Genomic DNA, 20,879 nt, shown 5'->3' on the forward strand with positions numbered 1-20,879 from the left:
CCGAGTCTGGAGATACCGCCATTTATCTGTGCCTATGTCCGGTAAAGAACTAGAGTGCTGCGGGTCTGTGGCGGTCGATCGAGGCGGGTGGGCGTGGAGTACGCGGAGTACCGGCGGCTGGACGCGGTCGGGACGGCCGAACTCGTCGCACGGGGCGAGATCGCGCCCGACGAGGCCCTGGAGGCGGCCATCGCGCGCGCCGAGGAGGTCGACGGGCGCCTCAACGCGATCGTCCACCCGATGCACGAGCTCGCCCGCGAACGGGCGCGCGCGGGCGTCTCCGGGCCGCTCGCCGGGGTGCCGTTCCTGATCAAGGACCTCTCCCAGGACTACGCGGGCCTGCCGACGACCGGGGGATCACGCGCGCTGCGCGGCCACCGGGCCGCGGGCCACAGCGTGATCGTGCGGAGCTGGCTGGACGCGGGCCTGCTCGTCTTCGGCAAGACCAACACGCCCGAGTTCGGCACGAAATCCGTCACCGAGCCCGTCGCCTACGGGCCCACCCGCAACCCGTGGGACCTCGGGCGGACGCCCGGCGGGTCCTCGGGCGGGTCGGCGGCGGCGGTCGCGGCGGGCGTCGTGCCGGCCGCGGGAGCGAGCGACGGCGGCGGCTCGATCCGCATCCCCGCGGCCTGCTGCGGGCTGTTCGGGCTGAAGCCGGGCCGCGGCCTGCTGTCGAGCGGGCCCGCGCACGCCGAGTACTTCCACGGCGCGGCCACCGAAGGCGTCATCACGCGGACCGTGCGCGACAGCGCAGCCCTGCTCGACGTGATGACGGCAGCCGCGGACCTGGGAGGGCCCTACCTTCCGGCACGGCCTTCCGCGCCGTACGCGGAGCTCGCGCGGCGCGAGCCGGGGACGCTGCGGATCGGGTTCACGACCCGGTCGCCGCTCGGCACGCCCGTCGACGCCGAGGCGGTCGCGGCGGTCGCGGAGGCGGCACGGCTCCTCGAAGGGCTCGGCCACTCCGTCGAGGAGGCCGAGCCGGACATCGACGGGCTGCGGATGGCGCACGACTTCCTCACCATGTGGTCGTGCGAGGCCGCCGCGACCGTCGCCCGGGTGCGCCGCGAGACCGGCGCCCGCACCCGCGACTTCGAACTCGACACGCGGCTCCTCGCGGGCGCGGCCCGTGCCGTCCGCGCCGCCGACTACCTCGCCGCGCTCGACCGCTGGAACACCTACGCGCGCGGGCTCGCGGCGTTCCACGAGACCTACGACCTGCTGCTCACCCCGTCCCTCGCGGGGCCGCCCCTGCCGATCGGCGCGCTGGACACCCCGCTGCCCTTGCGCCTTCTCGGCGAGGTCACCTTGCGGCTCGGCCTCGCCGGACAGGCGGCCAAGACGCCTCTGTGGCGCGACCAGCTCGTCGCCAACCTGGCCCCGGTGCCCTTCACCCAGCTCGCCAACGTCACCGGACGCCCCGCCATGTCGGTGCCCTTGCACCGGACGGCTTCGGGGCTTCCGCTGGGCGTTCAGTTCGTCGCGGGCCTCGGCGGCGAAGGGCTCCTGCTCGCCTTGGCCGCGCAGCTCGAAGCCGCGCGGCCGTGGGCGGACGCAGAACCGGAGCTCTAAGCGCGCTGGGACGCGATCAGCTTCGCGAACCAGTGGTAGGAGGCCTTGGGGGTGCGCTCCAAGGTCGCGTAGTCGGTCCAGACGAGGCCGAAGCGCTGGGTGTAGCCCTCGGCCCACTCGAAGTTGTCGAGGAGGGACCAGGCGTAGTAGGCGCGGACGTCTGCGCCGTCGCCTATCGCGCGGGCCACCTCGCGCAGGTGGGCGTCGTAGTAGGCGATGCGCAGGCTGTCGTCGACGACGCCCGCGGCGTCGGGCGGGGTGTTGTAGGCGCAGCCCTGCTCGGTGATGTAGAGCGGCGGCATCGAGGGGTAGCGCTCGCGGAGCTGCATGATCAGCTCGTAGAGGCCCTCGGGGACCACGGGCCAGCCGAAGTCGGTGCGGGGGTGGCCGGTCATGGGCGCGAACTGGAAGGGGAGATCCGAAGGCACCTCGACGTGGCCGGCGGCGGTGGCCTTCGCCAGAGCGGACGGCTTGCCCGGAGCCTGGATGGCGGTCGGGTTGTAGTAGTTGGCCCCGTAGAAGTCCAACGGGCTCGCGATGATCTTCAGGTCCTCGGCGACGGGGCCGGGCATCAGCTCGGCGAAGCCGTCCGGATAGGCGCCCAGCAGGATCGGGTCGGCGACGAGGCGGTTCCACAGCAGGTCGTAGAAGGCCGCCGCCTCGTGGTCGGCGGGGTCGTCGGAGGCGGGCCAGACAGGGGTGTGGTTGGTCGCGGTGCCTATCGAGGCCGCGCCCGACGCGCGCAGCGCCTGCACCGCCATGCCGTGCCCGAGGAGCTGGTGGTGGACGGCGGGAAGGGCGTCGAACGCCAGGCCGCGGGCGGGCGCCATCGCGGTGAGCGCGTAGCCGAGCAGGGCCGTCACGTTGGGCTCGTTGACCGGGACCCAGTGCGCGACGCGGTCGCCCAGCCGGGCGGCGACATGGCCCGCGTACTCGGCGAACCGCTCGGCCGTCGCGCGCTCCAGCCAGCCGCCGCGCTCCTCCAGGGCCTGGGGCAGGTCCCAGTGGTAGAGGGTGACCATCGGCTCGATCCCGGCGGCGGCCAGGGCGTCGAGGAGGCGGTCGTAGAAGTCGAGGCCCTCGGGGTTCGGCGCGCCGTCGCCCGTCGGCTGGACGCGCGGCCAGGCGACCGACAGGCGGTAGCCGTGCGCGCCGAGGTCCTTGAGCAGCGCCACGTCCTCGGCGTACCGGTGGTAGTGGTCGGTGGAGACCGCGCCCGACGATCCGTCGGCGATCGTGCCGGGCCTGGCGCAGAAGGTGTCCCAGATGCTCGGGCCGCGTCCGTCCTCCGTCGCCGCGCCCTCGATCTGGTAGGCGGCGGTACTGGTGCCGAACCGGAAACCGGGCGGAAAGCTCGGGAAGTCGCTCAAGGGCTTGCCTTTCAGGGGGATCACAGCACGCCGAACAGTACAACTTGCCCGGGGGTTTGTGGCTTTTGTTGGAGATTTGTAACGGCAGGGGCGACCGCGCGTGGTCCGTCCGCAATGATCCAATTTCAGGTAAAAGCAGGACGTTCGACCCCGTGGGGGAGCGGATCCGGGTGGTCTACTGGATGGCGGGAAGCGAGGGGGTGGGACGTCGGTGGGCGACCAGGACACGAGGGACATAGAGGAAGCGGTCCAGAACGCGATCGGGGCCGCCGTGTGGGCGCCGTCGATCCACAACACCCAGCCGTGGTGGTTCGGCACCGCGGAGTTCGACGGCGGCGTCCGGATCAGCCTGCACGCCGACCCCGAGCGCCGGCTGGGCATCGCCGACCCCGAAGGCAGGGAGATGACCATCAGCTGCGGCGCGGCCCTGGCCACCCTGCGCATGGGTCTGCTCGCCGCAGGGCTCGTCCCCGAGGTGGAGATCCTCCCGGACCCCGAAAGGCCCCTCCTCTTGGCGGAGCTGACGGTGCGCGAGCACGCGGAGGCCCCCGCGGAGGCCGCCCGTCTCTTCGCCGAGGTGCGCGACCGAAGGACGCACCGGGGAGCCTTCGCCGAGAAGGGGCCGCCGGAGTACCTCATGTCCTCCCTCATCGAAGAGGCGCTCCTCGAGGGCGCTGACCTGAGGGTGCTGTCGGACCCGCGCAAGACCCGCGCGCTGGGCGCCCTCAGCGAGGCCGCGGAACAGTTCCAGAGGATCGACGAGCGCTACCAGGAGGAGTTCGCCCACTGGGCCCCCGCCTCCGGAAGCGGCCGGCGCGACGGCGTCCCCGACACCGCCTACCCGATCGAGCACCAGGAGACGCCGCCGCACTACCCCGAGCGGGCCTTCTGGCACGGCAGGGTCCAGGGCATGGACGTCGGCACCGAGATCCCCGGCGAGACCGGCACGGTGTGCGTCCTGGAGACCGCCACCGACGACCGCGTCGCCTGGCTCGCGGCCGGGCAGGCGCTCCAGCGGGTGCTCCTGCACGCGTCCGCCGAGCACTACACGGCGGCCCTGCACACCCAGGCCCTGGAGATCCCCGCCTTCCGCACGATGATCTCCGAACGGCTCTGCGCGGGCCGCCACCCGCAGATGATCTTCCGCCTCGGCCGCTCCGGTCCGGTCTACAGCTCGGTCCGCCGCGACATCACCGAGGTCGTCTACAAGTCCTCCGATCCCTTGCCGAACTAGGAGAGATCACCGGCCGGGTTCTCAGCCGGAGGATCCGGTCTCACCTGCGGTGATATGCGAGGGGATATCGTTCGGCCTTCCATAGCGATATTGGACATGATCGGTGCGGGTCTGATCTGCTCTGCGGCGAAACGACCGAGAGCAAGGAGCCCCTCGTGCACCACTCCACCCGCAGCAGGCTGCGCGCGACCCTGGCCGCGGCGGCACTCGCCGTGTCCGCCTTCATCGGCGGAGCCCCCGCCGCCGCCGGGAGCCCCGCCGCGGCACCGCCCGCCGACGTCGTCGGGCACGGCCCCGTCGTCCGGGACGACCTCGCGGAGGTCTTCGAGCGCGCCGGGGTGCGCGGAACCTTCGCGCTCCTCGACGTGCGCCGGGGGCGGACGACCGTCGTCGACCTGGCGCGTGCGAAGCGGCGGCTGATCCCGGCCTCCACGTTCAAGGTCCCGCACAGCCTCATCGCGCTGGAGACCGGCGTGATAGCCGACGAATACGAGGTCATCCCCTACGGCGGGCAGCCTCAGCCGTTCCCGGAGTGGGAGCAGGACATGAACCTCCGGGACGCGGTCAGGGCGTCCAACGTGCCGGTGTTCCAGACGCTCGCGCGCCGGATCGGCCTCGCCCGCGAGCAGCGGTGGCTCGACCGGCTCGGCTACGGGAACGCGCGCGCCGGCTCCGTCGTCGACCGCTTCTGGCTCGACGGGCCCCTGAAGATCTCCGCCGTCGAGCAGACCCGCTTCCTGTCCCGGCTCGCCCGTCAGGAGCTGCCCTTCTCCGAGGCGCACCAGCTGACGGTGCGCGACATCCTGAAGACCGAGGAGAAGGACGGCTACGCGCTGTTCGCCAAGACCGGGTGGGGCATGTCGACCGAGCCCGGCATCGGCTGGTGGGTCGGCTGGGTCGAACGCGGCGCCGACCTGTACACGTTCGCGCTGAACATCGACATCGTGGCCGACGCCGACACCGCCCAGCGCGTCCCCGTCGCGCGCGAGCTGCTGCGCGCGCTCGGCGCACTGCCCGCCGCCTGAGCATGCGCGCCTCCGCCACCGCCGTCCCCGCCTCCCGGGACCGCCGGACGATCACCGTCGTCGTGGCCGTCCAGTTCGCGATCTCGCTCGGGTACTACGCCGTGATGGCCCACGTCGTCGGGCATCTGCGGCACGACCTCGGGCTGCTGGCCGGCACCGTCGCGCTGGTGCTCGCGGTGCGGGTCGCGGTCCAGAACATGCTCTTCCTCGCGACCGGCGCGCTCACCGACGCCCTCGGGCCGGCCCGCGCCGGAGCGCTCGCGTGCGGGCTGCGGGCCGCCTCGTTCGCGCTGCTGGGCCTCGCGGAAGGGCTCGGCGGGCTGCTCTGCGCCGTCGTCCTGATGGCGGTCGGAGGCGCGCTGTTCCACCCGGCCGCTCAGAGCGCGCTGGCCGGCGCGGCTCCCGAGGCCCGCGCCCGCGGCTTCTCGGCCTATGTCGTCACCGGCCAGCTCGGCGCGGTGGCGGGCCCGCCCGTCGGCCTCGCTCTGCTGGCCGGAGGGTTCGGGCTGCTCGCGGCGGCGGCGACGGCGGTGTGGGGCGCCTGCGCGGGCCTGTTCCTCCTCCTGCGCCGAGAGCCCGGCGCCGTCCGCACCGGGCCGCCCGACGTGCGGAGGATGACCGCAGAGGCCGCGGCGGTGCTGCGGGACCGGCCCTTCGTCCGGTTCGCCCTCGCCGCCGCGCCCACCACGCTGCTCACCACCCAGGTCGCGACCGTGGTGCCACTCAAGGAGCCCGGCGCGGGCGTGACGACGCTGTTCTTCTGCGTGGTGGCGGTGGTCGCCGCGGCCGTCCAGCCCTGGCGCGGCGGCGGACGCCCCAGGCCGCTCGGCGCGGGCCTGCTCTGCGCGGGCGCGGGCTACCTCGTGCTGCTGGCAGAGCCGGAGGCGCACCCGGGCCGACTCGCCGCCCTCGTGCTCGCCGCGGCCCTGCACGGCGCGGCGGCGGGCCTGACGCAGACCGCGCTCTTCCGCGCGGTCGCCCGGACCGCTCCGCCCGACCGGTTCGGCGTCCACTTCGGCCTGCTCAGCTTCCTCGCCGGAGCCTTCTCGCTCGTCGGCGGCCTCGCCGTGGGCGCGCTGCTCGACTCCGACGGCATGGGCGGGGCGCTCCTGCTCCTGTCCGCGCTGGCGGCGCTGACCGCGGCCGCCACCTGGAAGAGCCGGCTCGCGTCGGGGCCGCCGGAGGTGACCGCCGCGCAGTGATCGGGATTCTGTCGGTGGGAGTCGCTAGCTTGCCGGGCATGACGACTCAGGCTTACAGCTACGCGGCGCCGTCGGCGTTCGCGCCGGCGGACGGAGGCGGCCGCCTCGGGCTCGCCACGTCCGGGGGGACCAGCACCGAGGGGGCCGTCGCGCACCCCCGGTTCTTCACCGGGCTGCTCACCCGCGCCGACGTCGGCGCGGCGGGGCTGCTGGCGCTGGCCGACGTCGCCCAGACGCGGTACTACCAGCCGCGGCCCACCTGGGCGCGCGATCCTGTCGTCACCTGCAACGGCGACAGGCTGCGCATGGAGTCGTTCTCGGCCTGCGCGGGCGTGTACGCGCGCCTCGACGTGCTGTCGGAGGCGCTCGACGGAGAGGTCGTCGCCCGCGGTACCACCAACGTCGACGTCAACGGGCCGCTGCGCGAATCCCTCGCCCGGGTCGGCGGGGCCGAGCCGATGCACCTGGCCGTCGGGCCGGACGAACTGGTCGTCACCACCCTCGACGGGGCGACCGTCGAGAAGAAGGTGCCGCTTCCCGAGCGGTGGCTGAGGTCGTTCGCCGAGGTGCAGGCGATCGCGTCGGGGTTCGACCTGCGAGCCGAACTGCCGGGGCCCGAGGCCGTCAGGTTCCTGCGCGGCCTGCCGCGCCGCGCCGGCGTGCTGTGGGCGCAGCCCGCGGGGCGGGGCCTGCGCCCGACCTCGCGGCCGGGACCCGGAGCCGTCTGCCTCGCGGGGGCCGAGCGGCTCGCCACCCTGCTGCCGCTGCTGCGCTTCGCCACGGCGCTGCGCGTCTACGGCCCGCCCGTCCCGCCCGGCGCCCGGCCCGCCGCGAGCGCCTGGGAGCTCGTGCTCCCCGGCATGCGGTACGTGCTCACCCTCTCGCCCGAGGAACGCCGCGGCTTCTCCGGAGAGGGCGCCGTCCTCGACGCGCTCATCGGCGACGACACCGCAGAGGACGCCGATCTCGTCGGCGCGCTCCTGGACTTCGAACCGCGCCTGGACGTCGCGGACCTCGCCGTCCGCTCCGGGCTGCCCGATCCGCGGGTCCGCGCGGCCCTCACCCAGCTCGGGACCGGAGGCCGCGTCGGCTACGACACCGCGGAAGCCGCCTTCTTCCATCGCGAGCTGCCATACGACGCCTCCCGCGTCGCCGCGATGAACCCGCGCCTGCGCGCCGCCCGCGCCCTGGCCGACCAGGGCGCCGTCCGCGAGGCTGGCGACGGCGTGTTCCGCGTCGTCTCGGGCGACAACTCCTACCAGGTCCGCCCGGACACGGGTTCGTGCACCTGCCCGTGGTGGGCCGACCACCGAGGCGGCCGAGGCCCCTGCAAGCACGTCCTCGCCGCTCGCCTCCACACCGAGGCCCCCGCGGAGAACCCAGCCGAGACCCCGGTCTGACCCGCCGCCGCGGCTCCCTCTGGTCCCGCCCAGCGCGGGGCGCCGGCTGATCCGGTGCTCGGCGAGGCCGCGGTCGCTTGCAGGCGCGCACGCGTGCTGCGAGGGCAGGCGCGCCAGGCCGGCGATCGGGGCCGAACCCGTTCGCGGGCCGCGTCCGCGCGGGTGCCTTGCCTGGGTCGGGTCGGGTCGGCATATCCCTCACGTGAGGGAGGCGCGGGGGTGATCGGGGCTCGTACGTTGGCGGAATCCGGGTGCGGCGGGGGTGTCCGCTGCGGTGGACGGGTGTGGGGGAAGAGCCCTCGGTGGAGGGCGGAAAGCGGCATCATTCGCCTGGATCAGGGCGAGGGCGCCGGAGTCGTGGTCGTGACAGTGCGTGTGGGCGCGGAGAGGGAGTGGGTGCGGTGAGCGCTTGGGAAGAGATGCTGGAGCGCGTCGAGCAGGGGGACTGCGCGGGGGTGGCCGTCCTGGCCAACCGGCTGGACGACAAGGGGCGCAAGGAGGTCGCGAAGGAGCTGCCGGGATACGTCAAGGGCGCGCGCCTCGCCTGGTGGAACGACCAACGGTCGCTCACGCTCAGGGTCGCGGGCGCGGGATGCCTGTCGGGGGCCGCCGCGGCCGCGGCATGGGTGGGCCGCAGGGAGTTCCGGGCCATGCGCGAGCCCGGTCTCGCCGGCCACGTCGTGGCGGCGGTCGCCCACCGGCCCGCGGCGTGGCGGCGCGATCTCGGGCGGCGTCTGGCGGACAGGCTCCGGCTCACCGACATGACGGCGTGGCGGGCGGATCTCACCTCGTGGGAGACCGCGGCGCTCCTGCACCTGGAGGCCGGGGAGGCACCGCCCACGTCAGGAGCGTTCGTGGTCGGCTGGCTGGGCTGGCGGACCTATGTGCCGCCGAAGGACGATCCGTTCTTCCAGGCGCTGGCCCCGGCCATCTTCGAGGCCGACGGCGTGGGGGAGTACCTGGGGAGCGAGGCGGCCCTGTCCGTCGCCAGGCAGTGGGACAGGCCCGGCGTGCGGCCGCGGCCCCTGGTGGAGGATCTGCTCGTCTCGCTGGACCGGCAGGAACTTCTGGAGGGATGCGTCCGGCGGTTCCTGCGCGGCGGCACCGCTCGGTCGCTCACCTGGTTCGTCCGGCTGCACACGCTGCTCGCGCCGGACGCCGCGGAGGCCGCCCTGCGGCTGCGCGACTACGTGCGGCTGTTGCCCTTGGCCGTCCCGGCCGTCGCCGAGGCCGCGTTCGCCGCCGTTCGGGCCGCCGAGGAGGCGGCGCCGCTCGAACCCGAGATCTTCCGGGAAGCCGCGGACGCCGTGCTGTTCCGTCCCGAGGCGAAGATCGTGAAGGCCGCCCTGTCATGGCTCGACAAGACCGCCAAGGGCCGGGAGTCCGCCACGGTCGAAGCCCTCGCCGGGCTGTTCGGGCACGAGAACGCCGCGGTCCGCGAGCGGGCCGTGCGGATCGCGGTGAAGCGCGCGAAGGCCGTCGACCCGCTCACCGCCGAGACGGTGCGGCAGGCCGCGTCCCCGCTGCCCGCGCCGCAGCGCGCCGAGATCGCGGCGGCCTACGGTGAGGTGAAGGCCGACGAGCCCGCCCCCGTCCCCGTGCTCCACCCGGTGGCGCCGCGCGAGCTCGAGGCACCCGTCAACTCGGCGGCCGAACTGCGCGAGGCCGTCGTGCTGTACCTGACCAACACCACGGGCACCCTGCCGTGGCCTGAGGTCGAACGGCTGCTCGCCGGGCTCGTCGTGCACGGCCCCGCGCTCGCCGGCGAACTGGGCGCGCTGGTGGAGAAGCACCGGCCCCATGTGGCCCGGCGCGATCTGGTCCTGCACATGACAGGCCTGGATCTCGCCCTGCACTGCCTCGTCCACGGCCGGACCGCCGAGGACCTCGCCCCCGACCTCGACGTGCTGACGCACAGGGCCGAGGGCTTCGGGCACGTCCTGCCCGCCCCGGAGCTGCTGTTCCGGCGCCGGTTCGTCGAGACCGCGCTGCGCCTCGGCGGTCCCGCTCCGCTCGCGACCCCGACGAGCGCCACCGGGCACGTGGATCCGGAGCGGTTCGCCGCGCGGCTGCGCGCCCATGAGCAGGCGGGCCGCACACCGGGCGCCACCGACCTTGAGCAGGCGCTGCTGCGGCTGCCGGCGGGCACCGACGCGTCGGTCCTGGCGGAGCTCACCTCACCGGCGGCGGAGACCGCGCGGGCCTGGCTGGCGCACGGGGTCCTCGTCGAACCCGTCCTCACGCACCGGCTGGCCCGGCTGCCGAAGAAGGTCGGCGGCGACGCGCCCCGGCTCGCCGTCGGGGTGTCGTGGGCGGTGGACCTCCCGTCGGCTGCCCTGCTGGGCACGCTCGTCGAACCGGAGGACGCCGACTCCATCTGGGGCGGCGCCGCCGCATGGTGGCCGTCGGCGCTCCCCTCCCACCGGGAGATCAGCGCCGCCCAACTCCTGCGGCAGGCCCCCGCCTGGCCGCACCTGCGCTGCGGCCAGGACCGCACGATCCTCGCCTTCGCCGACGCCCAAGGCCCCACGGGCCCGGCGACGGCAGCTCTCCTCCTCTACGGCCTGGCCTCCGAACACCCGGCCGACCGAGCCGCCGCCCTCGACGCCCTCCTCTGCCTCGCCGCCGAGCACGCCCTCTCCGCCACGGACATGGGCCGCCTCCTGGCCTCCTTGTCCGAATCCCTCGTCCTCACCCGCATCACGCCCCTGCTCGCCGACGCCTCCCGCGCAGGCGCCCCGCTCTGGCCCCTGTTCGCCGAAGCCATCACCGCCTTCCTCCCCACCCCCGACACCCGCCCCCCGTCCCCCTTCGCCGACCTCCTGTCCACCGCGGCCGACCACGCCACCCGCCACCACATCCGCACCCCCCTGCCCGCCCTCACCACCTGGACCCCACCGTCCAAGACCACCCGAGCCGCCAAGGAGGCCGCCCGCCTGCGCAGCACCCTGCAGTCCCCATGACACCCCCAGCAGACGACAACACCTGGTGGGACGAGCGCAGCCCGTACCACCTGCGCGGCATCGGCGCGGAGCCGGCCAGGGTGACCTCGGGCCGTCCCCCGGGGTCGCTGTCTGCCTGAGCTTGCTGCCGGACGTTCCGCCGGAGGAGTTCCTTCGGCGGGTCGGACGGCGCCCCAGAGCAGCGCCGAAGGGCTCCGCGCCCTCAACAGGCGACGAGGAATTCAGGAACCAACTCGACGGGCGCGAGCAGGCGGACTTCCCGCTCGTCGAGGTCACCCCGATGGTCGGGCGCGACGGGCCCTGAACGCTCATGCTGGAGGTCAATGGACGGCTTTGCGGTCGCGCGTCGGGTGCCGTCAGGGGGTGGTCGGCTTGGTCGTGCGGGGGGCGAGTGACCACAGGAGGGCGTAGAGGAGGAGGCAGCAGCTTGCGGCGGAGATGGCGCCTGCGACGGCGTGGGGAAGGCGGGTGTAGAAGGTCTTCGGTTCCCGGAGGAAGGCGCCGTGCAGGGCCGCGGCGGTGGAGGTGGCGAGCACCAGGGTGCCCAGGGAGAGGCGGACCCGGGTCGGCGCGGGCGGCACGGGCGTGCCGGGAGGGGTGTTCTCCAGCCAGCGGGCCGACCAGAGGGCGAGGACCGCGAGGCCGAAGACGCCCGAGCCGGCCTGGGCCCAGCGGTAGAAGGGGAGGCCGAGGACCGGACGCTCCAGGGCGGGGAACTCGATGACGACCCTGCCGTCCTCGTGAGTGAAGGAGTCCCACACCACGTGGGTGGCCGAGCCGAGCGCCAAGGACGCCAGCGTCCACAGCACGTCGTCGATCCCGCGTACGCGGAAGGCCCCCATCGGCGGCCCGATCCTCGCGCGGACGCGCTGCGGCAGCAGCGCCGCCAAGGGGCGCTTGACCGCGTGGAACACGGCGAGCAGCACCACGCCGAACAGCAGGTTCACGGTGGGGATCGCCCGGGCCCGGTGTGTCGTGGGCCGGTCGCTGACCGGCGCGAACAGCGGCAGGTCCGGCGCCATGGCTCCGATCACCAGGGCGGACGGCACCAGCCGGCCCCGCCGCAGCGGCAGCACCGCCGCGATATGGCTCACCGTGAAGGGCACCGGCCCAAAGTAGTGGAAATCGCCGGTGTGCACCTGAGGGTTCCGCAAGCCGGACCCCGCGAAGGCGACGATTCCGGACCGGGAGAGCGGCCGAATCGTCCGGCGTCGTCGGGCCGGACGCGGCAAAAGGGCCGGGCCCCGTCGTTCCCGGAGGAGCGACGGGGCCCGGTGGTGGTACGGCGGCGTCAGGAGGAGAGGCCGGCGCGGATCGAGGCGATGATGCGGGGGCGCAGGTCGGCGGCGCTGATGACGGCGTCGACGGAGCCGACCTCGACGGCGCGGTGGATGTTGTGGACGCGGTCGAACTCGGCGGCGACCTCGCTGATCTTCTCGGCGCGGATCGAGGAGCGCACGTCGCCCAGTTCGGCCGTCAGGGCGGCGCGTTCGGGGCTGGCGGACGCCGCCGCGAGGCGGGCCTCGACGTCCTGGACGCGCGGGTCCGCCGACGTGCGGGCGCCCACCTCGCCGGAGAAGACGACCGCCGCGGCGGGCGCGCCGCCGAGCACGGACGCGAACGAGCCCTCCAGCGCCAGCACCGTCATGTTCGGGTTGAGCGCCTTGGAGAACACGACGAACGCGCCGCCGTGGTACCGGGAGATCACACAGAACACGATCGGCCCGCGGAAGTTGACGATGGCCCGGCCGATCTCCGCGCCGTACTCCAGCTGGAGCGCCCGCATCGATTCCGGCGACCCGTCGAAGCCCGACAGGTTCGCCAGCACCACCAGCGGACGGTTCCCGGAGGCCGCGTTGATGGCCCGCGCCGCCTTCTTCGACGACTTGGGGAACAGCGTTCCGGCGGTGTAGGAGTCGGGCCCGTCGGTGGGCGGGAACCCCCGCCGCTGGACGGCCTTGGACTCGATGCCGAGCAGGCAGACGGGGATGCCGTCGAGGTGGACGTCCTGGACGACCGCGGTGTCGGCGTCGGCCATGCCCGCCCAGCGCTCCAGTACCGGGTGGTCCTGGTCGGACAGGGCCCGCATGACGGTCCGGATGTCGAACGGCTTCTTGCGGTCGGGGTTGGCCGAGGAGGAGAAGATCTCCCCGACCGTGGTGAAGTCGCTGCCTTCCATGACATGCGGGAAGCCCGTGACGTCCCGGTCCGCCGGGTCCGTCGTGACCGCGGCGCGCGGCGCGGTCTCGCCGGGGGCGATGTAGGAGTGCGCGTAGTGCGCCATCAGCACGTCCCGCGCGGCGAGCAGGTTCGGCGCCCAGTACTGCGCCTGTCCGTTCGGCCCCATGACGCGGTCATAGCCGCCGATGCCGAAGTTGTCCTCGGCCGAGACGCCGCCGGAGAAGTCGAGGGACTGCTTGCCGGTGAGGACCATCGCCGAGTCGGGCGTCATGACGAGGATGCCCTTGGTGTGCATGAGCATCGTCGCTTCGGCGTTCCAGTACGGCTGGGCGCCGACGTTGATGCCCGCGACGACGATGTTGATCTCGCCGCCGTCCTGGGTGAACTCGACGATCCGCTTGAGCGCGGCGGCGACCCAGTCCATGTTCTCGGTGCCGGACTCCATGGAGATCCGCGCGCCGGACGACAGCGCGTACCACTCCAGCGGCACGCCGAGCGACTCGGCGAGGTCGAGCGCGGCGATGACGCGCCGGCACTCGGGCTCCGACAGCGCGCCGAGCGACTTCGTCGGGTCGCCCAGCAGCACCACGCGCTTGACGCCCTCGGGGTGCAGCTCGGTCGGCGTGGACACGACTCCGGCGACGATCGCCGCCTTGTTGCCGCCCTTGGGCCGGTCGGTCGGCACGAGCGCGGAGGAGGAGTCGAGGTCGTACTCGGTGAAGTCGCCGAGGCGGCCCGTCAGCTCGTAGGGGTAGACGGTGTTGCGGCTGCCCGCGCGCAGCACCTTCAGCCGGTACCCGTCGACGGGTTCGATGGCCTCGGTGGGCACTTCGCCGATCGTCAGGGTGTGGTTGCCGGTGGCGTCGAACGCGATCCGCATCGCGACCTTCTCCAGCGCCCCGGTGGCGGCGTCGCGCTCGCGCGCGATGAAGAGGATCTCCTCAAGGCCGGCGCCCGAGGTGCGGGGCAGGATCCGCTCGGCGAGCATCGCCAGTTCGGTGCGGGGCAGGTCGCTCGGCGGCCACACGTAGACGACGACGCGGTTGGTGTTGAACCGGGTCTTGGACGGCCGCAGCGTCTGGGCCCGCCGGATCGAGTCGAGGCAGGCCGCGACGGTGAACTCGGCGGTCGGCAGGGAGACGAGCCTGCCGTCGGCGTCGCGCAGCTCGGTCAGGTCGCGGACCTGGGCGAACGCGACGAGCCTGTCGTCGGTGGGGTTGTCGCGGGCGACGCCGCGGAACAGGTAGACCTCCTCGTCCAGCGACGGCAGGCGGGTGAGGTCGAACCTGTGCAGCCGCTCCATCTGCATGCGCTGCGCGATGTAGGGGTGCAGGCCGCGGATGAGGCGGTCCTCGGCCATCCCGTCGGCGGAGGGCCGGAACGTGAAGTGGTGGTGCAGGACGGCGCCGCGGCTGCCCGCGACCGTCAGGGTGAGCCGCCGGACGCGTGCGGGCTGCGGGTGCGCCCGGACGACCTCGGTGAGGGCCTCGGCGACCGCCGCGAAGTCGTCGGGGCGGCCCTCCCAGGCCAGGTAGACGTCCGCGTCGATGGCGGTGCCGTCGGCGCCGAGCGCGGCGAGGCCGTCGAGGGCGGAGCCGAGTTCCTCGAACCGGACGGCGGCCGAGACGAGCCGGGCCCCGTCCTTGTCGGCGACGAGGAACGCGCAGCCCGCGGCGTCGCTGGTGCGGACGCCGGTGAGGCCCTTGTTGCCGTAGTAGCGCCGGGTCAGGACCTCCAGCAGCACTGAGTTGTCACCGCCGTGGGCGGCACCACTGGCCTGGGCGGTGCCACTGCCAGCCTGGCGGATGAGCCGCTGCCCGAGCAGCCGCACCAGCGGCTGGGTGCTGCGGACCATCTCGGCGATCCGCTCGTCGCGGTCGGCGGCCTGCGGCGCGGTGTCCAGGACGCGCAGGTGCCGCCGGACGTCGGTGTAGACGCGGGCGCGGTCGCGGCGCAGCAGCGGCTGGCCGAACCAGGCGAACGCGACACCGCGGGCGAGGTCGGCGACGGCCGGGAAGCGGACCTGGGTGACCGCCGCGAGCCGCTCCAGCGCCGGGCCGGCCTGCTCGCCGACGAGCGCGTCGGGGGTGGGCTCCAGGAGCCAGGTGCGCAGCAGCGCGGTGACGACCGCCGCGTCGGCGGACGCCCGCTGCTGGGCGAGGAAGATCCGGAAGACCGCGGCTTCGAGTTCGGGCGTGCGGTCCAGTTCGGTGACGCCGTAGTGGGCCAGCGCCTTGCCGAGGCTCGCCTGGAACGCCTCGGGCAGTCCGGCGCGCTCGACGTCGAGGCTCTGGAGGTAGCTGTGGAAGTGCTCGCGGGCGCTGTGCACGTGGCCGGGCTCTTCGCCGGTCGGGCGGTTGCGGCTCAGTTCGGCGAGGTCGGTGAACACCTCGATGAGGGCGAGTTCGCAGGCGAGGATCTTGTGGCCGTCCTCGGCGGCCCCGCCGCGGTGGGCGAGGTAGCCGTTGAGGACGCGGCGCTCGTCGTGCGGGTCGACGTCGAAGCCGAGCAGGAGGCTCCGCAGGTCCTCCAGGCCGCGGACGGCGCTCTCGCGGGCGGGCACGGAGGCGGGCGCGGCGGGCAGGTCGAGTTCGACGGACTCGGTGGCGGCGGCCTCCTCGGCCCCGGCGTCCTCGATCGGCTCCAGCCGGAGCAGCGGGGCGCCGCTCTCGACCTGGCTGCCGACGGTCACCGCGCATTCCTTCAGCCGGGCCTTGAACGGCGCGCGCAGCACCGTCTCCATCTTCATGGACTCCAGCACGAGGACGGGTGCGCCCGCCTCGACCTCGGCCCCGACGGCCAGCGGTGTCGCGACGACCAGCGCGGGGGTGGGGGACCGGACGACGCCGCCCTCGTCCCGGCTGACGCGGTGCGTGACCCCGTCGACCTCGACGAGGTGGACGGGCCCGTGCGTGCCGGTGAGCAGCCGGTAGCGCTCCCCGTTGACGGTGATCCGCCCGGTGTGCCGGTCGAAGCGCTCGAGTTCGACGTCGGCCGTGCGAATGTCCTCGCCGGCCTCGATGCCGACACGGAACCGGTGCGGCCCGACCCGGGCGACGCGCACCCGGTAGGACGCGCCGCGCAGCTTCAGGTCGAGGGGCCTGCCGCTCTCGTGCTGGACCTGCGGCCGGCCGCCGGACGCGGTCGACAGCAGCCGCTGCCGCTCGGCGCCCTCTTCCTCCTCGTAGGCCTCGATGGCGGCGGCGGCCAGCGCGACGGCGGAGTGCCGGTGCGCGACGAGTTCGCCTTCGGCCCGGACGCGGTCGATCCAGCCGGTGTCGGCGGAGCCGTCGATGACCTCGGGCCGGTCGAGGAGGTCGAGCACGAAGCTCTTGTTGGTCGTGCCGCCTTCGATGACGACCGTCGTCTGGCGCATCGCGCGGCGGAGGCGGCCGAGGGCCTCTTCGCGGTCGCGGCCGTAGGCGATGATCTTGGCGATCATCGAGTCGAAGTCGGCGGGGATGACGTCGCCCTCGGCGAAGCCGGTGTCGACGCGGATGCCGGGTCCGACGGGCATGTCGAAGCGGGCGATCCGGCCGGGGGAGGGCGCGAAGTCGCGGTCGGGGTCCTCGGCGTTGAGCCGGGCCTCGACGGCGTGGCCGCGCTCGGCGGGCGGCGCGCCTTCGAGCCGGCCGCCGGACGCGACGTGCAGCTGCGCCTTGACGAGGTCGAAGCCGGTCACCGTCTCGGTGATCGGGTGCTCGACCTGCAGGCGGGTGTTGACCTCAAGGAAGGCGAACAGCCGCTCGCCCGGGTGGTACAGGAACTCGACGGTGGCCGCGCCCCGGTAGCCGACCTTGACGGCCAGCCGCTCGGCGGAGGTCTTGACCTCGGCGATCTGCTCGGGGGACAGGACCGGCGACGCAGACTCCTCGATGATCTTCTGGTTGCGGCGCTGCACCGAGCAGTCGCGCACGCCGAGGGCCCACGCGGTGCCCTGGCCGTCGGCGATCACCTGGACCTCGACGTGCCGGGCGCCGGTGACGAGGCGCTCCAGGAACACGACGCCGCTGCCGAAGGCGCGGGCGGCCTCCTGGCTGGTGCGCTCGTAGGCGTCGGCGAGTTCGTCGGCGCTGGTGATCACCCGGATGCCGCGGCCGCCGCCGCCCGCGGTCGCCTTCAGCATCAGCGGGTAGCCGACCTGGGCCGCCGAGGCGAGGGCCGCTTCCAGGCTCTCGACCGCGCCGCGGCTCCACGGTGCGACGGGCACGCCGACCTCTTCGGCGATCAGCTTCGCGCCGATCTTGTCGCCGAGCTTGCGCATCGCGTCGGGGCTCGGGCCCACGAACGTGACGCCGATCTCCGCGCACAGTTCCGCGAACGCCGGGTCCTCGGCGACGAAGCCCCAGCCGACCCAGGCGGCGTCCGCGCCGCTCTCCTTCAGCGCCTTCTCCAGCACCTTCAGGTCGAGGTACGGCCGGGCCGAGGCGGGCCCCAGGTCGTAGGCGATGTCGGCCTCGCGGACGAACGCCGACGCCTTGTCGACGTCGGTATGCAGGGCCACGGTCTCGATCCGCGCTCCGGTCTCCGCTTCGATGTCACGGACCGCGTGAATGAGCCGCATGGCGGCCTCCCCGCGGTTGACGATGGCGATGCGACTGAACACGCGAACCCAGCCCTCCGGTAGACGACGATGACGGCGCCGGGACCAGTGATCCCGACAGCCTCCAACCCTTCCGCCTACGCCCGGGTAACACCATGTCGGAGACAGCGCATGCTGACCTCCGTACTTTGTGGAGACCGTCCAAACCCCCTACTTGGCCACCCCTGTCTTGAGCCGCATCAATGGCTCTGCGCGGCCATTGTGTCGCGAAGGGTGACCTTCGTTCGGCCCTCTGTTGTGGGGACCCTCCAAAGGCCGGGGCCCGGCACCGTGCCCGGGTCCGGGTCCGGGGACGCGCGGAGGCGTCAGGAGACGAAGTCGGTCCACTGGGTGGCGAGGTAGTCCAGGAAGCGGGGGCCGATGGACTCGGCGACGAAGTGCTCGCGGGGGCGGGGGTGGACGAGGCGGAAGTCCGGGTCGGCCAGGGCCAGGGCGGGGAAGTCGTGGTGGAGGATCGAGCCCGCGCCGATGAGGACGAAGTCGGCGCCCTTGTCGAGGCACCAGGCGGCGTCGGGGGCCGAGGTGATCTTGCCGGCGACGCCCAGGCGGGTTTTCCCGCGCGGGAGCGCCGTGAAGTGCTCGATCAGGAGCCTGTCGCGGTGCTCCTCCTCGTAGGTCTCCTTGAACGCGTCCCACAGGGACATGTCGAGGTAGTCGAGGAGGCCGGAGGCCAGGACGTCGCGGGCGACGGAGACGGCCTCGCCGAGCAGGACGCCGTTGCGTTCGGGGGTGAGGCGCAGGCCGAGCTGGAAGTCGGGGCCGGTGGCCTCGCGGATGCCGTGCAGGATCTCCAGGAGCATCCGCTGCCGGTTCTCCAGGGGGCCGCCGTAGCGGTCGTCGCGGGAGTTCTTCGGGCTGAGGAACTGGCAGACGAGGTAGCCGTGCGCGCCGTGCACCTCGACCCCGTGGAAGCCCGCTCGCTCGGCCCGGACGGCGCCCGCGACGAAGTCGGCGACGACCTGCTCGACCTCCGCAGTGGTGAGCGCCCGGGCGCCCTTGGCGGGGTCGTCCCAGGGCGCGACGACGGGCACGCCGGACAGGCGGGCGTCGCCGCGCCTGCCGCCGTGGTGGAGTTGGAGCGCCGAGCCGCCCCCGGCCCCGTTGATGCCGGCGGCGAGCCGGGTCAGGCCGGGCAGGAAGCGGTCGTCCCAGGCGGCGAGCTGCCCGGGGAAGGCCTGGCCGGCCTGCGACACGTGCGCCGCGCAGGTCATGACCATCCCGAAGCCGCCTTCGGCCCGCCGGACGAGCCACGCGTACTCGTCGTCCGACAGGAACCCGTCGGGGCTCTGGAGGTTGGTCAGCGGCGCGACGGCGAACCGGTTCGCCCAGGCGGGGCCGCGGGACAGTTCGAGGGGCGCGGCGAGGGCTTCGGCGGAGGAAGTGTTCGGCATGGCGCCGTCATGGTAGTCGACGCCCCGGGACGCCTGATTTCAGGGCGGTCATCCCCATCCCATGAAAATTGCCCGAATTGCCTCCCAGGGGTGCCCCGGCCTTCGGATCGCACATCGGTCCCGTCGTCGCCCGGAGGCCGTGCCGGGCTTTCGCCGGATCGCACAAGATCGGGCCTGAAATTGGTGTTCTGGACTAATGATCAATCGGTGTGATCTAGGCCATAGTGTGGCCCATGATGACGAAGCGCATGGTGATGGCGGGGATGGTCGCCGCGGCGGCCGTCGTGGCGCCGGTCGGGGCCGCGCAGGCCGCGGACGGGGACGCGTGGCGGGCGATCAGGCCCTATCCGACGCTGGCGAACCGGGAGGTCAACGACGTCGAGGCGGCCGGCGGCACCGAGGTGTGGATCGCCGGATCGCAGGTCGGGTCCTCGCCCGACGCGCGGCTGCCGATCCTGCAGCGGTGGAACGGTCGAAACTGGTGGATCACCGCGGCCAACGGGATCGGGCTCGAAGGGCGGCTGTACGACCTCAGCGCGGTGTCCGCGAACGACGTGTGGGTGGTCGGGAACGGGGAGGCCGATGAGGAAGGCAACGCCTCCACCTACCTCGCGCACTGGGACGGCGAGTCCTGGGAGCAGTACGCCGGGCCGGTCACCGAGTGGTGGCAGCCCGAGCAGCGGCGTCTCGTGGCGGCCGACAGCGGGGGCGTCTGGCTCGTCGAGGCGGGCGACCGGCTGTTCCGCTGGGATGGCGCGTCGTGGACGGCGGGCCCCGACCTCGACGCGCGGGTCCTCGCCATCGAGTCCTACGGCCCCGACCGCGCGTGGGCGCGCACCGAGAGCGGCCTCCTGCACTGGGACGGCACGGCCTGGACCGACGTCGCGCTCCCCGCGGGCGCGCTCGGCGCGGACGCCCGCTTCACCGGCCCGGACGAGGCCTGGACGGCGACCCCGACCGGCCTCGCCGTCTGGACCGGCACGGGCTGGCAGGAGACCGCCTACCCGGCCGACTACGCGGGCGCCGCGGTCACGGCGACGTCCGACGACGGCTGGATCTACCTGCGCGGCGCGAAGTACGCCTGGCTGAAGTGGACGGGCTCGGCCTGGACCGAGGCGGCGGGCGGCTCCGTCCCCGACTCCGACGTGGTCACCGACCCCGAGGGCAGGATCTGGGGCGTCAAGACGGTCTCCGACGGGGCCAAGACGACGGGCCGGGTCGTGGCGTTCCGCAACGGTACGTGGCAGACGCTCTCCCCGCTGCTGCCCTCCGCCCACTTCGACCTGGTCTCGCTCGCCACCGGCCGGATCGTCGGCGTCGGCGTGGACGGCGAGGGCGGCGACCTGAAGGGCATCACCAACTCCTGAGCCGGCCTCCCCGGGCCGTCAGAGGAGGGGGCCCGGGGAAACCCGTCGGGGTCGGCGGGAGGTCGGGGTCAGAGGAAGGCTGCGGTGGAGCCGCCGAGCTCCAGGGCGGGCAGGCCGAGCTTGCGGTGGTCCCAGGAGCGGACCCGGTCGACGTCGAGGCGGACCGCGACGCGCTTGTTCAGCATCACCTCGACGAGCGGCTTGACCTCTTCGCTGTAGGGGCCGTTGTAGCGCTCCCAGATGTCGACGCCGACGTCCCAGAGGGCGGCCGGGTCGTCGACGACGACGGCGGTGCCCTCCAGGGAGACGCCGCGGAGCTGGTCGTAGGTGTGGCCCGCCTCGACCATGACGGTCACCTCGCCATTGCGCCGGAGGTTGACGGCCTTCTGTGAGCGCGCCTTGGTCTCGAACCAGAGGACGCCGTCGAGCACCGCGTACCACATGGCGACGAGGTGGGGCCGGCCGTTCGGGCCGAGCGTCGCCAGGGTGGCGATCCGCTGCTCGCTCAGGAACGCGGTGACCTCGTCGTCGGTCATGGTGATCTGGCCGCGCTGGTTGACGCCCATTC

At 73.6% G+C, this 20,879-nt stretch carries 13 protein-coding genes; 8 read left to right on the top strand and 5 right to left on the bottom strand.

Translation table 11 applies throughout. The features are described from left to right. The first annotated feature begins 93 nt into the window (after nt 1–93). Nucleotides 94–1,575, top strand: a complete 1,482-nt coding sequence (locus ACYVOM_RS36565; protein WP_460308178.1) for an amidase — start codon at nt 94–96, stop codon at nt 1,573–1,575. On the opposite strand, the gene ACYVOM_RS36570 is transcribed toward ACYVOM_RS36565, so the two are convergent. Beyond that, entirely contained in the window at nt 1,572–2,945 is a 1,374-nt protein-coding gene (locus tag ACYVOM_RS36570; RefSeq protein ID WP_460308179.1) for a GH1 family beta-glucosidase, read from the bottom strand. The two genes, ACYVOM_RS36565 and ACYVOM_RS36570, sit on opposite strands and share 4 nt — an antisense overlap. A gap of 211 nt (nt 2,946–3,156) precedes the next feature. On the opposite strand from ACYVOM_RS36570, the gene ACYVOM_RS36575 reads away from it, so the two are divergent. The 6 genes from ACYVOM_RS36575 to ACYVOM_RS36600 all read left to right on the top strand — a co-directional run bounded on the left by ACYVOM_RS36575 (nt 3,157) and on the right by ACYVOM_RS36600 (nt 10,888). Continuing rightward, nucleotides 3,157–4,179: an Acg family FMN-binding oxidoreductase gene (locus tag ACYVOM_RS36575; RefSeq protein WP_460308180.1), complete on the top strand. Its 1,023-nt coding sequence runs from the start codon at nt 3,157–3,159 to the stop codon at nt 4,177–4,179. Nucleotides 4,180–4,334: 155 nt separating this feature from the next. Beyond that, complete coding sequence (blaOXA, locus tag ACYVOM_RS36580) at nt 4,335–5,204, top strand: class D beta-lactamase (protein WP_460308181.1); 870 nt, start codon at nt 4,335–4,337, stop codon at nt 5,202–5,204. A 2-nt stretch (nt 5,205–5,206) separates the two neighbouring features. Beyond that, nucleotides 5,207–6,406: an MFS transporter gene (locus ACYVOM_RS36585; RefSeq protein ID WP_460308182.1), complete on the top strand. Its 1,200-nt coding sequence runs from the start codon at nt 5,207–5,209 to the stop codon at nt 6,404–6,406. A 38-nt stretch (nt 6,407–6,444) separates the two neighbouring features. Then, a complete protein-coding gene (locus ACYVOM_RS36590) occupies nt 6,445–7,806 on the top strand; it encodes an SWIM zinc finger family protein (protein ID WP_460308183.1) in 1,362 nt (453 codons plus the stop codon). 401 nt (nt 7,807–8,207) lie between these two features. After that, nucleotides 8,208–10,769: a hypothetical protein gene (locus ACYVOM_RS36595; protein ID WP_460308184.1), complete on the top strand. Its 2,562-nt coding sequence runs from the start codon at nt 8,208–8,210 to the stop codon at nt 10,767–10,769. Continuing rightward, nucleotides 10,766–10,888, top strand: a complete 123-nt coding sequence (locus ACYVOM_RS36600) for a hypothetical protein (protein ID WP_460308185.1) — start codon at nt 10,766–10,768, stop codon at nt 10,886–10,888. Before ACYVOM_RS36595 ends, ACYVOM_RS36600 begins: the two co-directional genes overlap by 4 nt. A gap of 237 nt (nt 10,889–11,125) precedes the next feature. Here ACYVOM_RS36600 and ACYVOM_RS36605 read toward each other — a convergent pair whose 3' ends face one another. From ACYVOM_RS36605 to ACYVOM_RS36615, 3 genes are all read right to left on the bottom strand, one after another. Beyond that, nucleotides 11,126–11,875 (bottom strand): DUF4184 family protein, encoded by a 750-nt coding sequence (locus ACYVOM_RS36605; RefSeq protein ID WP_460308186.1) that lies wholly within the window; start codon nt 11,873–11,875, stop codon nt 11,126–11,128. 185 nt (nt 11,876–12,060) lie between these two features. Further along, complete coding sequence (locus tag ACYVOM_RS36610; RefSeq protein ID WP_460308187.1) at nt 12,061–17,556, bottom strand: ATP-binding protein; 5,496 nt, start codon at nt 17,554–17,556, stop codon at nt 12,061–12,063. 302 nt (nt 17,557–17,858) lie between these two features. Continuing rightward, nucleotides 17,859–18,944, bottom strand: a complete 1,086-nt coding sequence (locus tag ACYVOM_RS36615; protein WP_460308188.1) for an NADH:flavin oxidoreductase — start codon at nt 18,942–18,944, stop codon at nt 17,859–17,861. Between the two features lie 233 nt (nt 18,945–19,177). Here ACYVOM_RS36615 and ACYVOM_RS36620 point away from each other — a divergent pair, with 233 nt between their 5' ends. Beyond that, nucleotides 19,178–20,311 (top strand): hypothetical protein, encoded by a 1,134-nt coding sequence (locus tag ACYVOM_RS36620; RefSeq protein ID WP_460308189.1) that lies wholly within the window; start codon nt 19,178–19,180, stop codon nt 20,309–20,311. Nucleotides 20,312–20,379: 68 nt separating this feature from the next. Here the strand turns inward: ACYVOM_RS36620 and ACYVOM_RS36625 are convergent, their stop codons facing one another. After that, the gene (locus ACYVOM_RS36625) at nt 20,380–20,877 is read right to left on the bottom strand and encodes a pyridoxamine 5'-phosphate oxidase family protein (protein ID WP_460308190.1); all 498 of its coding nucleotides are present in this window, start codon (nt 20,875–20,877) and stop codon (nt 20,380–20,382) included. Between the last annotated feature and the right edge of the window lie 2 nt (nt 20,878–20,879).

This window comes from Actinocorallia aurea (assembly GCF_054783995.1).